This is a genomic window from Microbacterium pullorum (assembly GCF_014836535.1).
Classification (GTDB): domain Bacteria; phylum Actinomycetota; class Actinomycetes; order Actinomycetales; family Microbacteriaceae; genus Microbacterium; species Microbacterium pullorum.
Genome location: NZ_JACSQP010000003.1, coordinates 139,147 through 154,510, shown reverse-complemented (window position 1 = coordinate 154,510; position 15,364 = coordinate 139,147). Strand labels below are relative to the sequence as shown.

The 15,364-nt window shown below is 70.0% G+C and carries 11 protein-coding genes; all 11 read left to right on the top strand.

Annotated features, from left to right (window positions below; all coding sequences use genetic code 11):
* Positions 1-21: 21 nt before the first annotated feature.
* Positions 22-1,662, top strand: a complete 1,641-nt coding sequence (gene atpA / locus H9651_RS05595; RefSeq protein ID WP_191718201.1) for a F0F1 ATP synthase subunit alpha — start codon at positions 22-24, stop codon at positions 1,660-1,662.
* Between the two features lie 20 nt (positions 1,663-1,682).
* Entirely contained in the window at positions 1,683-2,585 is a 903-nt protein-coding gene (locus H9651_RS05590) for a F0F1 ATP synthase subunit gamma (protein WP_191718199.1), read from the top strand.
* An 18-nt stretch (positions 2,586-2,603) separates the two neighbouring features.
* Positions 2,604-4,049, top strand: coding sequence for a F0F1 ATP synthase subunit beta (atpD, locus tag H9651_RS05585; protein WP_191718197.1), 1,446 nt, complete (start codon positions 2,604-2,606; stop codon positions 4,047-4,049).
* Position 4,050: 1 nt separating this feature from the next.
* Positions 4,051-4,311 (top strand): F0F1 ATP synthase subunit epsilon, encoded by a 261-nt coding sequence (locus H9651_RS05580; protein ID WP_191718196.1) that lies wholly within the window; start codon positions 4,051-4,053, stop codon positions 4,309-4,311.
* 88 nt (positions 4,312-4,399) lie between these two features.
* Positions 4,400-5,149, top strand: a complete 750-nt coding sequence (locus H9651_RS05575; RefSeq protein WP_191718194.1) for a YaaA family protein — start codon at positions 4,400-4,402, stop codon at positions 5,147-5,149.
* Positions 5,150-5,324: 175 nt separating this feature from the next.
* Positions 5,325-6,056: a DUF5684 domain-containing protein gene (locus H9651_RS05570; protein WP_191718192.1), complete on the top strand. Its 732-nt coding sequence runs from the start codon at positions 5,325-5,327 to the stop codon at positions 6,054-6,056.
* 197 nt (positions 6,057-6,253) lie between these two features.
* Positions 6,254-7,984 (top strand): ABC transporter ATP-binding protein, encoded by a 1,731-nt coding sequence (locus H9651_RS05565; RefSeq protein ID WP_191718190.1) that lies wholly within the window; start codon positions 6,254-6,256, stop codon positions 7,982-7,984.
* Positions 7,981-9,942, top strand: a complete 1,962-nt coding sequence (locus H9651_RS05560) for an ABC transporter ATP-binding protein (RefSeq protein WP_191718188.1) — start codon at positions 7,981-7,983, stop codon at positions 9,940-9,942. The genes H9651_RS05565 and H9651_RS05560 overlap by 4 nt, the downstream gene beginning before the upstream one ends.
* A 50-nt stretch (positions 9,943-9,992) precedes the next feature.
* Positions 9,993-10,910, top strand: a complete 918-nt coding sequence (locus H9651_RS05555; RefSeq protein ID WP_191718186.1) for a PP2C family protein-serine/threonine phosphatase — start codon at positions 9,993-9,995, stop codon at positions 10,908-10,910.
* A gap of 66 nt (positions 10,911-10,976) precedes the next feature.
* A complete protein-coding gene (locus tag H9651_RS05550; protein ID WP_191718184.1) occupies positions 10,977-13,751 on the top strand; it encodes an FtsK/SpoIIIE domain-containing protein in 2,775 nt (924 codons plus the stop codon).
* Between the two features lie 52 nt (positions 13,752-13,803).
* The gene (locus H9651_RS05545; protein ID WP_191718182.1) at positions 13,804-15,363 is read left to right on the top strand and encodes an APC family permease; all 1,560 of its coding nucleotides are present in this window, start codon (positions 13,804-13,806) and stop codon (positions 15,361-15,363) included.
* Position 15,364: the final 1 nt, after the last annotated feature.

The window sequence follows — 15,364 nt, the reverse complement described above, 5'->3', positions numbered from 1 at the left end:
CCCATGACACAAAGGAAGACCATGGCAGAACTCTCCATCAGCCCCGACGTCATCCGTGACGCGCTGAAGGACTTCGTCGCCGCGTACGAGCCCACCGGGGCCGCGGCGACCGAGGTCGGCACCGTCATCGACACCGCCGACGGCATCGCCCACGTCGAGGGACTTCCCGGCGTCATGGCGAACGAGCTCGTCCGCTTCGCGGACGGCACGGCCGGCCTTGCACTGAACCTCGACGAGCACGAGATCGGTGTGGTCGTCCTGGGCGACTTCTCCGGCATCGAAGCCGGCCAGCAGGTCACCCGCACCGGTGAGGTGCTCTCGGTGCCCGTCGGCGACGGCTTCCTCGGCCGCGTCGTCGACCCGCTCGGCAACCCGATCGACGGCCTCGGCGCCGTGGCATCCGAGGGTCGTCGCGCACTCGAGCTCCAGGCGCCCGGCGTCATGCAGCGCAAGAGCGTGCACGAGCCGATGCAGACCGGCATCAAGGCGATCGACGCGATGATCCCCGTCGGCCGCGGTCAGCGTCAGCTGATCATCGGCGACCGCCAGACCGGCAAGACGGCCATCGCGATCGACACGATCATCAACCAGCGCGCCAACTGGGAGTCCGGCGACGTCAACAAGCAGGTGCGCTGCATCTACGTCGCCATCGGGCAGAAGGGCTCCACGATCGCCTCCGTCAAGGGTGCGCTCGAAGATGCCGGCGCGATGGAGTACACCACGATCGTGGCCGCTCCCGCGTCCGACCCCGCCGGCTTCAAGTACCTCGCCCCCTACACCGGCTCCGCCATCGGCCAGCACTGGATGTACGGCGGCAAGCACGTGCTCATCATCTTCGACGACCTGTCGAAGCAGGCCGAGGCCTACCGTGCCGTGTCGCTGCTGCTGCGCCGCCCGCCGGGCCGCGAGGCCTACCCGGGTGACGTCTTCTACCTGCACTCCCGTCTGCTGGAGCGCTGCGCGAAGCTGTCCGACGAGCTGGGTGCCGGTTCGATGACGGGTCTGCCGATCATCGAGACGAAGGCGAACGACGTGTCGGCGTACATCCCGACCAACGTGATCTCGATCACCGACGGCCAGATCTTCCTGCAGTCCGACCTCTTCAACGCGAACCAGCGTCCCGCTGTGGACGTCGGCATCTCGGTGTCGCGCGTCGGCGGTGACGCCCAGGTGAAGTCGATCAAGAAGGTCTCCGGCACGCTCAAGCTCGAGCTCGCGCAGTACCGCTCGCTCGAGGCCTTCGCGATGTTCGCATCCGACCTCGACCCGGCCTCGCGTCGCCAGCTGGCCCGTGGTGCCCGCCTCACCGAGCTGCTCAAGCAGCCCCAGTACTCGCCGTACCCCGTGGAGGAGCAGGTCGTCTCGATCTGGGCCGGCACGAAGGGCAAGCTGGACTCGATCGAGGTCGAGGACGTGCTGCGGTTCGAACGCGAGCTGCTGGATTACCTCAAGCGCAACACGTCGATCCTCGACACCCTGCGCGAAACCAATGTCCTCGACGACGACACCGCGGCGGAGCTCGAAAAGCTCACCGACGCGTTCGTGCTCGAGTTCCAGTCCGGCAAGGGCATGGCGATCAACCACCCGGGTCACGAGGAGTTCGCTGCTGCGGACGCCGAAGACGTGAACCAGGAAAAGATCGTCAAGGGCCGCCGAGGCTGACGACTCAGTAGGGGAAGCCAATGGGCGCACAACTGCGGGTCTACAAGCAGAAGATCGGTTCTGCTCAGACGACCAAGAAGATCACGAAGGCGATGGAACTCATCGCGGCTTCGCGCATCCAGAAGGCGATGGCGCGCGTGCGCACGTCGTCTCCGTTTGCGCGTGCCGTGACGCGTGCCGTCTCCGCCGTCGCGACGCACTCCAACGTGCACCACCCCCTCACGACGGAGCGCGAGGTGATCCGCCGTTCTGCGGTGGTGATCTTCGCCTCCGACCGGGGACTCGCGGGCGCCTTCAACTCCCAGATCCTGCGCGAAGGGCTGGAGCTCGCCGAGCTTCTGCGCTCGCAGGGCAAGGAAGTGTCGTACTTCCTCGTCGGCCGCCGGGCGGTGGGTTACTTCCAGTTCCGCCGCATGGAGGCCGCAGGGGAGTGGACCGGTGACACCGACACTCCGCACTTCAACACCGCCGAGATGATCGCGGGTGCCCTGCTGGACGCCTACGATCGCGGCGGCGAGGACGGCGGCGTGGACGAGATCCACCTCGTGTACAACCGCTTCGTCAGCATGATGACCCAGACGCCCGAGCGGATGCGACTGCTTCCCCTCGAGGTCGTCGAGGCAACCGACGACGAGGCGGCTTCCGGTCAGGTGTACCCCCTGTACGAGTTCGAGCCGAGCCCGGAGGTCGTGCTCGACGCGCTCCTCCCGGTCTACGTGCAGAGCCGCGTCTTCAACGCCCTCCTGCAGTCGTCGGCGGCCAAGCACGCCGCGACGCAGAAGGCGATGAAGTCGGCCAGCGACAACGCCGACAAGCTCATCACCGACTACACCCGCCTGCGCAACAACGCGCGACAGGCAGAGATCACGCAGCAGATCGCCGAGATCGTCGGCGGCGCCGACGCCCTGGCGTCAGGCAAGTAGAAACCGAAAGAGAAGACAATGACTCTCACCGCACCCGAGGCGACCACGGTCACAGGCCGCGTCGCGCGCGTCACCGGACCGGTCGTGGACATCGAGTTCCCGCACGATTCGATCCCGGCGATCTACAACGCGCTGAAGACGACGATCACGATCGGCGAGGACTCCACCGAGATCACGCTCGAGGTCGCCCAGCACCTCGGCGACGACCTGGTGCGTGCCATCGCCCTCAAGCCCACCGACGGCATCGTCCGCGGCCAGGAGGTGCGCGACACCGGTGGCCCCATCACGGTCCCCGTCGGTGACGTCACCAAGGGCAAGGTCTTCAACGTGACCGGCGACGTGCTCAACGGCGCACCCGGCGAGACCGTCGAGGTCACCGAACGCTGGGGCATCCACCGTCAGGCGCCGAACTTCGACCAGCTGGAGTCCAAGACCCAGATGTTCGAGACCGGCATCAAGGTCATCGACCTGCTGACGCCGTACGTGCTGGGCGGAAAGATCGGCCTGTTCGGCGGGGCCGGCGTCGGCAAGACCGTCCTCATCCAGGAGATGATCCAGCGCGTTGCGCAGGACCACGGTGGCGTGTCGGTGTTCGCCGGTGTCGGTGAGCGCACCCGCGAGGGCAACGACCTCATCCACGAGATGGAAGAGGCGGGTGTCTTCGAGAAGACCGCCCTCGTGTTCGGCCAGATGGACGAGCCGCCGGGGACGCGTCTGCGCGTGGCACTGTCGGCTCTGACGATGGCGGAGTACTTCCGCGACGTGCAGAAGCAGGACGTGCTGCTGTTCATCGACAACATCTTCCGCTTCACGCAGGCCGGTTCCGAGGTCTCCACGCTGCTGGGCCGCATGCCCTCCGCCGTGGGTTACCAGCCGAACCTCGCCGACGAGATGGGTGTGCTCCAGGAGCGCATCACCTCGACCCGCGGTCACTCGATCACCTCGCTCCAGGCGATCTACGTCCCCGCCGACGACTACACCGACCCGGCTCCGGCGACCACGTTCGCGCACCTCGACGCCACGACCGAACTGTCGCGTGAGATCGCGTCGAAGGGTCTGTACCCGGCCGTCGACCCGCTGACCTCGACCAGCCGCATCCTCGACCCGCGCTACATCGGCGAGGACCACTACCGTGTGGCGACCGCGGTGAAGCAGATCCTGCAGAAGAACAAGGAACTGCAGGAGATCATCGCGATCCTCGGTGTCGACGAGCTGTCCGAAGAGGACAAGGTCGTCGTGTCGCGCGCACGCCGCATCCAGCAGTTCCTCTCGCAGAACACCTACATGGCCAAGAAGTTCACCGGCGTCGAGGGCTCCACGGTCCCGATCAAGGAGACCATCGAGTCGTTCGACGCGATCGTCAAGGGCGACTTCGACCACGTGGCCGAGCAGGCGTTCTTCAACGTCGGCGGCATCGCCGATGTCGAGGCGAAGTGGGCTCAGATCCAGAAGGAGAACAGCTGACATGGCGCTGAGCGTCAGCCTCGTCTCCGCTGAGGCGGAGGTCTGGACCGGTGAGGCGAGCCTCGTCGTGGCCAAGACCGTCGAGGGTGAGATCGGCTTCATGCCCGGTCACGAGCCGGTGCTCGCCATGCTCGCCGAGGGGCAGGTGCGCATCACGACCGAGGACGGCCGCAAGGTCATCGCGGACGCGCGCGAGGGCTTCCTCTCGATGGAGAACAACGAGCTGACCATCGTGGCGGGACACGCCGCGCTGGTTTCCTGACCGAACCGCACGACCGAATGCACCGAGGGGGTCTCTCCTTCGGTGCATTCGGCCGTTCCGGCGCGCCGCGCCGGGGAAAGACCGGCCCGTGCTGATCCTGCTGCCCCCGTCCGAGACCAAGCACCCCGGCGGTTCTGGTGCCCCCTGGGATGCCGCCTCACTCGCGTTCCCGCAGCTCGCCCCCGAACGTGCCGCCGTGGTCGACGCGCTCGTGGCGCTCTCCGCCGCTCCCGACGACGCGGTGCGGCGGCTCAAGCTCGGTGCCCGCCAGCACGGCGAGATCGCCGTCAACGCGGCGCTGCGCACCGCACCGACCATGCCCGCCGTCGACCGGTACACCGGTGTGCTGTACGACGCGCTGGATGCGGCATCGCTCGACGCGCGCGCTCGGCGCTGGCTGGGCGCGCACGTGCTGATCCACTCGGCGCCGTTCGGGCCGGTGTCGGCCCTGGACGCGATTCCCGCCTACCGTCTGGGTGCCACCGCGTCGCTGCCGGGCCTGCCCGCCCTCCGCCGCGTGTGGTCGAGCGCCGTGTCGACGGCGCTGGCCGATGCCGCACCCGCGTTCGTGCTCGATCTCCGCTCCGAGGCCTACGTCGGGCTCGGGCCGGTGCCCGCAAGCGTCCCCAGCGCCTACGTGCGCGTCGTGTCGCCCGGGCCCGACGGTGCCGTCCGCGCCCTCAACCACTTCAACAAGCACGCCAAGGGCGCCCTCATCCGCCGTCTGGCGACGGAGCGGCCCCGCATCGGGTCGGAGTCGGGTTTCGTGCGCTGGGCCGAGCAGAGCTCGCTGCAGGTGCGGCGGGGCGACGCCGGCGAACTGCAGCTGTTCGCCTAGCCAACAGCCCGATCTGCCGTGCCCGGGGTGTTCTCGGCGATCGCGAGGGAGCGAGGACGGGCCGCGCCAGGCGAGCGCGTCGTCACGGCCGCGGGCCGGGCATCGCTAGCATGTGTGCGTGGGGCACACACCCCGTTGGCGCTCACGAGTGCCACTCCCGACTTCGGAGGTCGACATGAGTCCCTATGACACCGACGGTGGTGCGGTCGCACTGCTGCTGGTCTTCGGCTTCATCTGGTTGCTGATCGCGGTCGCCGCGTACGTCGTGTCGTCCATCTTCATGATGAAGGTGTTCGACAAAGCCGGAGTCCAGGGCAAGTGGCGCGCCTGGGTGCCGATCTACAACACGATGATCTTCGCCAAGCTCGGGGACCTCAACCCCTGGTGGCTCCTGATCGCCTGGGTGGCGGCCGGCGTGCTGGCCCCCGTCGGCATCGGCGGGCTGTTCGGTCTCGCGGCCGCGGTCTACACGGCCCTCGCGGCCTACCGCGTCGGACTCAAGCTCCAGAAGGAGCCGGTGTGGGTCGTGCTGTACATCTTCCTTTCCATCGTGTGGCTCGGCATCGTCGCGTTCGACCGTTCGCGGTGGAGCCTCGCCGTGCCGCCGGCGCCGTGGGCCAACTCCTTCCTGCGCGACACCACGACCTGGTCCGGCATCCCGGCCCAGAACTCGGGGGTAGGCTTCGTCGGCGGCGGATACACCGCAGCGCCCGGCTACCCCGCCCAGCCCCCGGCCGGGTACCAGCCGCCGCCGGCACCTGGCGGCTATCCGCCGCCCGCGGCGACGCAGCCCCCGCCGTACCAGCCGCCCGCGGCGCCGACGACGCCCCCCGCAGCTCCGGAGCCGCCGGCGGCCCCGCCCACCACGGAACCGCCTGCCTCGCCGGAACCGCCGAAGCAGCCGTGACCGCACAGAAGCCCTCCGCTCGCGCGGAGGGCTTCTGTGCGCGCGCGAGCGTGGCGGCATGACCGCTCCCGCACGCCGCCGCCCGCGTCTGAGCGTCGTTCGCCGACAGCGCAGGGCGAGCGATTGGCAGAGTGCCCGAGGCTGGCGTAGCGTCTGATCGCGTGCGCCGCCGCCCGGCGCCCGGAAAGGCACCCGCCGTGCTCGGCAAGCTCCTCGTCAGGTACTCCAAGCCCATGTGGCCGCTCATCGTCGCGGTCGTGGTGTTCCAGCTGGCGCAATCCGTCGCGTCCCTCATGCTCCCGACCCTCAACGCCGACATCATCGACAACGGGGTGGTCACCGGTGACATCGAGGTCATCTGGTCCACGGGCGGGGTGATGCTGGTCGTCAGCGCCGTACAGGTGGTCTGCGCGATCATCGCCGTCTGGTTCGGGTCGCGCCTGGCGATGGCCGTCGGCCGTGACCTGCGCTCGGACATCTTCCACCGCGTCGTCGCATTCTCGCAGCGGGAGGTCGGACAGATCGGGGCGCCGTCGCTCATCACCCGCAACACCAACGACGTGCAGCAGGTGCAGATGCTCGTGCAGGTGTCGGCGACCCTCATGATCTCCGCCCCCATGCTCGCCATCGGCGGCATCATCATGGCCGTGCGCCAGGACGTCGGGCTGTCGTGGCTCATGGCGGTCTCCGTGCCGCTGCTGCTGGTGATCGTGGGACTGATCGTGGTGCGCATGGTGCCGGCGTTCACCCTGATGCAGCGGCGCATCGACCGGGTCAACCAGATCCTGCGCGAGCAGCTCACCGGCATCCGAGTGATCCGCGCGTTCGTGCGGGAGCGGCAGGAGCACAAGCGGTTCTCGCATGCCAGCGAGGACGTCATGGCGACAGCGCTGCGGGCGGGCAACCTGATGGCGCTGATGTTCCCCGCCGTCATGCTCGTGATGAACCTGTCCAGCGTCGCGGTCATCTGGTTCGGCGCGGCGCAGGTGCAGGATTCCGGGGTGCAGATCGGCACGCTGTTCGCCTTCCTGAACTACATGATGCAGATCCTCATGGGGGTCATGATGGCCACCTTCATGTTCGTGATGATCCCGCGTGCGGCGGTCTGCGCGAACCGCATCGGCGAAGTGCTCGACACCGAGCCCTCCGTCATCGCCCCCGCCGTCGCCGTGGCCGCCCCGCCGGCCCGCGGGCGCATCGAGTTCGACCACGTCGACTTCGCCTACCCCGGCGCGGACGACGCGGTGCTCCACGACGTCACCTTCACCGTGGAGCCGGGCACCACGACCGCCATCATCGGCTCGACCGGGTCGGGCAAGACCACCCTCATCGGCCTCGTGCCGCGCCTGTTCGACGCCACCGGGGGTGCGGTGCGCATCGACGGCGTCGACGTGCGCGAGTACGATCCCGACGAGCTGTGGCAGCGCATCGGGCTCGTGCAGCAGCGCGCGTTCCTGTTTTCGGGCACTGTCGCCTCGAACCTGCGATACGGCAACGCCGAGGCGACCGATGACGAGCTCTGGCAAGCGTTGCGCATCGCGCAGGCGCGGGACTTCGTCGAGGCGATGCCCGAGCAGCTCGCCGCCCCGATCGCGCAGGGCGGCACGAACGTGTCGGGCGGTCAGCGCCAGCGGCTGGCGATCGCCCGCGCGCTGGTGAAGAACCCGCGCATCCACATCTTCGACGACTCGTTCTCGGCGCTCGACCTCAGCACCGACCGGGCGCTGCGCCGTGCGCTGGACGAGCACCTGCCCGACGCGACCCGGCTGGTGGTGGGTCAGCGGGTCTCCACCATCCAAGGCGCCGACCAGATCATCGTGCTCGAGCACGGTCGCATCGTCGGCATCGGCCGGCACGACGAATTGCTCGAGACGTGCGAGACGTACCGCGAGATCGTCGCCTCGCAGCTCGCGGCGGAGGCGGCATGAGCGGCCAGGGACCGCGCGGCCACGGCCCGATGACCGCCCCCGTGCAGAAGGCGCAGAACTTCGGCCCGAGCGCCCGGCGGCTGTTCGGGATGCTGCGCGTCGACCTCCCGCAGCTGATCACCGTGCTGGTGCTGGGGGTGTTCTCCGTCGCCCTGTCGGTGTCGGGACCGAAGATCCTCGGCGAGGGCACCAACGTGGTGTTCGCCGGCTTCATCTCGCTGCAGGCGCCCGCGGGCGCCACCCAGCAACAGGTCGTCGATGCGCTTCGTGCCGAGGGAAACCAGGAGCAGGCGGACATGCTCGCCGCGATGGACTTCGTCCCCGGCGCCGGCATCGACTTCGAGCGGCTGCGATGGATCCTCATGGCGGTGGTCGCGGTGTACCTGTTCTCCAGCATCTTCGGCTGGCTGCAGGCGCGCATCCTCAACGGCATCGTGCAGCGCGCGATGCATCGCCTGCGCACGCAGGTGGAGGACAAGATCCACCGGCTGCCGCTGGCCTACTTCGACCGGGTGCAGCGCGGCGAACTGCTCAGCCGGGTCACCAACGACGTCGACAACGTCGGGCAGACGATGCAGCAGACCCTGTCGCAGGTGATCGTGTCGCTGCTGACGGTGATCGGCGTGCTGGTGATGATGTTCGTGATCTCGCCGTTGCTGGCCTTCATCGCGCTCGTCACGATCCCGCTCACGATCGTGGTGACCGTGCTCGTGGCGCGACGGTCGCAGAAGCTGTTCGTCGAGCAGTGGAAGGCCACCGGAATCCTCAACGCCCGCGTGGAGGAGACCTTCTCGGGGCACGCCATCGTGAAGGTCTTCGGTCACCAGCGCGAGGTCGAACACGACTTCCGTGACGAGAACGACGCGGTGTACCGGGCCAGTTTCGGTGCCCAGTTCCTGTCGGGCATCATCATGCCCGCGATGATGTTCATCGGGAACCTCGTCTACGTCGGCATCGCCGTCGTCGGCGGGCTGCAGGTGGCGGGTGGCCGCCTGTCGATCGGTGACGTGCAGGCTTTCATCCAGTACTCCCGGCAGTTCACCCAGCCGCTGAGCCAGCTGGGGTCGATGGCCAACCTGCTGCAGTCGGGCGTCGCGAGCGCGGAGCGCGTGTTCGAGCTGCTCGACGAGCCGGAGCAGACACCCGACCCCGAGCCCGCCCGAACGGTCTCCGGTGACGCCAGCGACCTCGACTTCGAGGACGTCTCGTTCCGTTACACGCCCGACAAGCCCCTCATCGAAGGACTCGACCTGTCGGCGCGCCCCGGCAGCACCGTCGCGATCGTCGGCCCCACCGGGGCGGGCAAGACGACGCTGGTGAACCTCATCATGCGCTTCTACGACATCGATGCCGGTCGCATCACACTGGACGGCCTCGACACGCGCGAGATGACCCGCGACGACCTGCGTTCGCGCACCGGCATGGTGCTGCAGGACACGTGGCTGTTCGCCGGCACGATCCGAGAGAACATCCTCTACGGCCGGCCCGACGCGAGCGAGCAGGAGATGGTGCAGGCGGCCTCCGCCGCCTACGTCGACCGGTTCGTGCACGCGCTCCCCGACGGGTACGACACGGTGCTCGACGACGAGGCGACCAACCTCAGTGTGGGGGAGCGGCAGTTGGTGACCATCGCGCGCGCGTTCCTGTCCGATCCGCGGCTGTTGATCCTCGACGAGGCGACGAGCTCGGTGGACACGCGCACCGAGCTGCTCATCCAGCGCGCGATGGTGCGGCTGCGTCAGGACCGCACCTCGTTCGTCATCGCCCACCGGCTCTCCACCATCCGCGACGCCGATCTCATCCTCGTGATGGAGTCCGGCGCCATCGTGGAGCAGGGTACGCATGACGAGCTGCTGTCGACGAGGGGCGCGTACTGGCGGCTCTACAACGCGCAGTTCGAGGGCGCGATCGACGACGACGATTCCGAGGCGGCTTCGCGTGAGTCCACTAGGATGTGAAAACGCGTTCCGCCCGGGAGCGCATCCGCACACATCGGAAGGCTGACAGCGTGCCCGAGGCCACCACCCACACCCGCACCGTCGAGGTGCCCGGTGGTGAAGTCACACTCTCGTGGGCCGCCGTCACCGACGTCGGCCGTCGCCGCGAGGTCAACCAGGACGCGCTGCTCGCCCGGTACCCGCTCTTCATCGTCGCCGACGGCATGGGCGGTCACATCGGCGGCGAGATCGCCAGTGCCCGCACCATCGAACGGCTCACCGCGGTCGCCGAGAAGGACGCTGTCTCCACCAAGACGATCGAGAAGGCGCTCTCGCGTGCCGTCGAGGACATCGGCAAGCATCCCGGCGCCACCGACGAGGGCACCGGCACGACCGTGACGGGTGTCTTCCTCGACACCTCAGGTGACGAGCCCACCTGGGTCACCCTCAACATCGGCGACTCCCGCGTGTACCTCATGCGTGACGAGAGTCTCATGCAGATCACCGTCGATCACTCGGTGGTGCAGGAACTCGTCTCCGCCGGCAGGCTCAGCCCCGAAGAGGCCGAGAATCACCCGTACGGCAACGTCATCACCCGCGCCGTCGGTCCCAGCGAGAGCGTCACGCCCGACTACGTCCGCCTCGACGTCGTCGACGGCGACCGTTTCGTCATCTGCAGCGACGGTCTCACCAAGGAACTCACCGACTACGGCATCCTGCACTTCCTGCTCGAGCGCCCCGATCCTGCCGAAGCGGTGGATGCCATGCTGCACGCCGCCGTCGAGAACGGCGGTCGCGACAACATCTCGATCATCGTGCTGACCGCCGCCGTCAGCATCGCGGGCGATGACGACGGCGACACCGCCGCGCGTCCGCAGACATCGGAGACGGCCGTCACCCCGACAGACGCCGCCGACGGCACCGCGCCGGGCGACACCGCCGGCTCCGCGCCGGGCGACACCGCCGGCTCCTCCCCAGCCGCCGACTAGGCCGGATCCTGCACGACGGGGTCGCTCGGCTCCGCGCCGGCGGCTCACGATGCGGTGTGCTGAAGCATGCCCGCACCGGACCCCGCGCCCCTGGCCCCACCCATCGACGAGCCGCTGTCGCTGCCGGTCGCCGGCGACCCCGCCCCGCGTCCGCCGTTGCCGGTCGTGTCGGCCCTGCTTCCGGCGCTCGCGGCGGTCGTGCTGTGGGCGGTGACCGGCTCGGTGCTGTCGCTGTGGTTCGCGGCGCTGGGGCCGCTGCTGGCGGGCGGCGCGGCGCTGGACGGCCTGCGCTCAGCCCGGCGTGACCGCCGCCGCGCCCGACGGCGCCATGCCCGCGTGCGGGCGGAGACCGTGGAGACCATCGCCGCCCGGCACGCGGACGAGCGCCGACGGCTCGCGGCGCGGCATCCCGACGTCGGGGGATTCCTCGCCGCGCCGCACGAGATCTGGCGACGGGTCCCCGGCCGGGCGGGCCACATCGTCGTCGGGGTGGGGGAGCGGGCGAGCACGGTGCGCGTGGGTGGGGGCAGCGGTGCCGCCGACGCGGCGCTGCGCACCCGCGCGGCGACGCTCACCGCCGCGCCGCTGACCGTCCCCGCCGTCGACGGCATCGCGGTCGTCGGCCCTCCCGTCGCGGCGGCGGCCGTCGCACGCGGGCTCGCGCTGCAGGTGTGTCTGGCCGCACCGCCGGGGGAGGTGCGGCTGGTGGGACCGGCCGGTGTCGACGGTGGCTGGAGTGCCGCACTCCCGCACCGGCGGGCGCTCACCGGCACCGCCGTGCAGCTGTGCGCGCCGGGTGACGCGCGCGAGCGCGGGGTGGACGTGTCGCTCACCATCGTCCCCGTGGGCTCGCCGCCGCCGCCCGTGTGCGCGGCCGTCCTCACCCTCACCGGGCTGACCACGGCATGGCTCGATCACGGCGGGCAGGCGGGACCGGTGAGTGTGGAGGCGGTGGGGCGCGCGCAGGCGGCGGCCATCGCCGCCTCCCTCGACGCCCGGGCGGGAGCCGTCGCCGGCGGCGGTCCCACCCCTTCCGGCGACCTCGCCGATCTGCTCGCCGCGGCGCCCGCGGCCACCCGCGGCACACTGCCGGCGGTCGTCGGACGGGAGGGAGCGGAACCCGTCGTCGTCGACCTCGTCGTCGACGGCCCGCACGCCGTCGTCACGGGGGTCACCGGTGCCGGCAAGAGCGAGCTGCTGACGACGTGGATCGCGGCGCTGTGTGCGACGCACACGACGTCGCAGGTGGCGTTCCTCCTCGCCGACTTCAAGGGTGGGCGTGCGTTCGACCGGCTCACCGTGCTGCCGCATGTGACGGGAGTGCTCACCGATCTCGACGAAGCTGCCGCCCATCGCGCGATCGAGAGCCTGCGGGCAGAGCTGCGCCACCGCGAACGGGTGCTCGCCGCGCTCGGCGCGCGTGACATCGACGAGGCGGGCGACGCGCTGCCTCGGCTCGTGATCGTCGTCGACGAGTACGCCGCCCTGGTCGGAACCCAGCCGCAGCTGCATGACGTGTTCGCCGACATCGCCGCGCGCGGTCGGGCACTCGGGATGCACCTGATCCTCGCCGGCCAGCGCGCGAGCGGCGTGTTCCGCGACGCGCTGCTGGCCAACTGTCCGCTGCGCCTCAGCCTGCGGGTGACCGACGCCGCCGACTCACGCCTGGTGATCGGATCCGACGATGCGGCGGTGCTGCCGGGCGACCCCGCCGCGCGCGGTCTCGCGCTGGTGCGCCGCGCCGCCGACCGCGCGGCGCGGACGGTACGGGTCGCGGTGTGCGCACCCCCGACCCTCGCCGCACTCGCCGCAGCCGCCGACGCGGGCCCTCCGCCGCGACGGCCGTGGCTGCCCGACCTCCCCGTCCTCCTGCCCTTGGCGGAGGTGACACGGCCGGCGCAGTCACCTCACGACGCCCTCGTGCTCGGCCTCGCCGACGAGCCGCAGCACCAGCGGCAGAGCACCCTCCTGCTCGGTCCCGATGACCGCGGCCTGGTGGTGATCGGCGGGCCCGGGTCGGGCAAGACCGGCGTGCTGCGCGTCGTCGCAGCCCAGCACGACCCGGCGCGCACGCTCATCGTCCCGCGCGACGCCGAGGCGGCGTGGGATGCGATCGCCGGCTTCGACGCGCTCACGCCGGGCACGCTCGTGCTGATCGACGACCTCGATGCGCTGCCGGCGCCGTTCGGCCCCGACCACCAGGCGCTGGTGCTCGAGCGGGTCGAGGCGCTCGCCCGCGACGGCGCGCGCCGCGGCATCCGCCTGATCGTCACGACGCAGCGCCTCTCCGGTGTCGCCGCACGGGTCGCGCCCCTCCTGCCGCGGCGTGCGGTGCTGGCGCTGCCGACGCGTGCCGATCACGTCGCCGCGGGGGGTGCGGCCACCGACCATCGCCGTGACGCGCCGCCTGGACGCGGGGTGCTCGACGACGTCCCCGTGCAGTTCGCTTTCGCCGAGGCCGCGCTCGAGTGCGCCGCGGCCGACGCGGCGCTGTTCCACCCCGAGGGGGTGACCGGGTTCGTGACCCCGTCGGCGTCTGCGGCGCGGGGCGCCCTGGAGCGGTGGGCGGCGCGCGGGGTGCACGTCGCCCGGCTCGGCGAGTCACCCGATGACGCCACAGGCACGACGGTGCTGTGGGGCGAGCCCGAGGCGTGGCTGCGTGAGTGGCGCACTCTGCAGGCCGTGCGCGCCGGGGGCACGCTGGTCGTCGACGCGGCGTGCGCGGGCGAGGTGCGCGCGGTGACGGGCACCCGAATCGTCCCGCCGTATGCGGCACCGGGGAGGGCGCGCGCGTGGGTGTGGGACGCCCGCGCCCAGGCGCGCCGCGTGCGGTGGGAGTGAGGTGCGAAACCCATGCTTGACCGCACCGGCGGACGGGCATAATTTCGGCACTGTGACGACAACGCCCATCGACCTCAGCCGACCCGACGGCAAGGGGCTCGCGGCAGGAACGCTCGGACTGTGGGGGTCGACGGTCATCGGCCTCGCCTCCACCGCGCCGGTCTATTCACTCGTGGCGACCCTCGGCTGGGTCGTGCTGGCGGTGGGTGGGCAGGCGCCGATCGCGTTCGTGCTCGCGTTCATCCCGATGCTGTTCATCGCCTTCGCCTACCGCGAGCTCAACAACGCCGTGCCCGACTGCGGCACGACCTTCACCTGGGGGACGAAGGCGTTCGGGCCCTGGGTGGGCTGGATGGGCGGGTGGGGCGTGGCCGTGGCCGGCATGGTCGTGCTCGCCAACCTCGCCCAGATCGCCTCGATCTACTTCTGGTCGCTCGTGGGCCAGGAGTTCGAGAACAACGACTGGCGCGTCGTGCTGCTGGGCGTGGTGTTCATCGCGGCGATGACGTGGGTCAGCTGGCGCGGGGTGGAGATCGGCGAACGCATCCAGAACGTGCTGCTGGGGCTGCAGTACCTCGTGCTGGCGATCTTCGTCGTCGCGGCGCTGTGGCACTACTTCGCCGGCACCGCGCCGGCTCCCACCGCATTCGACTGGGCGTGGTTCAACCCGTTCGGCTTCGTCACCGACACCGGCGCGTTCAACGAATCGGGTTTCGCCGAAGCGGTGCTGCTGGCCCTGTTCATCTACTGGGGGTGGGACACCTGCCTCGCCCTCAACGAGGAGACGAAGGACCCCAAACGCATCCCGGGACGCGCGGCGCTGCTGACTACCGTCATCCTCCTCGTCACCTACGTCGGTGTCACGGTCGCTGCCATGATGTACGCCGGTATCGGCGAGGGGGGCTCCGGGCTCGGCAACGAGGCCAACGCCGATGACTTCTTCCTCGCCGTCAAGGACGGGCTGCTCGGCCCCGTCGGCTGGCTGCTCGTGGTCGCCGTGCTCGTCTCGGCGGTGTCGTCCACCCAGACCACGATCCTCCCCACCGCCCGCGGCACGCTCGCGATGGCGGCGTACAAGGCGCTGCCGCGCCGGTTCGCCAGGGTGCACCCGACGTACAAGACGCCGTCGTTCTCGACGCTCGTGATGGGTGTCGTGGCGTCGGCGTACTACGTGGCGATGTCGCTCATCAGCGACAACATCCTGCAGGACTCGATCCTCTCCCTCGGCCTCGCGATCGCGTTCTACTACGCCGTCACCGGCTACTCGTGCGTCTGGTACTTCCGTCGCGAGCTGTTCGGCTCGGCCCGGTCGTTCCTGTACCGCGGCCTGCTGCCCCTGCTCGGCTCGCTCATGCTGACCTGGGCGTTCGTGCGCTCGGCGATCGACATGTGGGACGTCGACTACGGCTACACCGTGCTGCTCGGCATCGGCGGGACTTTCGTCGTCGGCATCGGATCGCTCGCGTTCGGGGTCGTGCTGATGCTGATCTGGTTCGCCTTCCCCCGCGCGAAGCCGTTCTTCCGCGGCGAGAGCCTCAACCGCGACACCCCCGTGCTCGTCCGCGAAGACCCTGCCGACTATTCGCGCTCGGTTGACGGCGGCCTGGCCTGAT

Bases quoted from the DNA above. Each gene is read 5' to 3' on its own strand.
- atpA (WP_191718201.1), top strand. From the start codon at position 22: ATGGCAGAACTCTCCATCAGCCCCGACGTCATCCGTGACGCGCTGAAG.
- H9651_RS05590 (WP_191718199.1), top strand. From the start codon at position 1,683: ATGGGCGCACAACTGCGGGTCTACAAGCAGAAGATCGGTTCTGCTCAG.
- atpD (WP_191718197.1), top strand. From the start codon at position 2,604: ATGACTCTCACCGCACCCGAGGCGACCACGGTCACAGGCCGCGTCGCG.
- H9651_RS05580 (WP_191718196.1), top strand. From the start codon at position 4,051: ATGGCGCTGAGCGTCAGCCTCGTCTCCGCTGAGGCGGAGGTCTGGACC.
- H9651_RS05570 (WP_191718192.1), top strand. From the start codon at position 5,325: ATGAGTCCCTATGACACCGACGGTGGTGCGGTCGCACTGCTGCTGGTC.
- H9651_RS05560 (WP_191718188.1), top strand. From the start codon at position 7,981: ATGAGCGGCCAGGGACCGCGCGGCCACGGCCCGATGACCGCCCCCGTG.
- H9651_RS05550 (WP_191718184.1), top strand. From the start codon at position 10,977: ATGCCCGCACCGGACCCCGCGCCCCTGGCCCCACCCATCGACGAGCCG.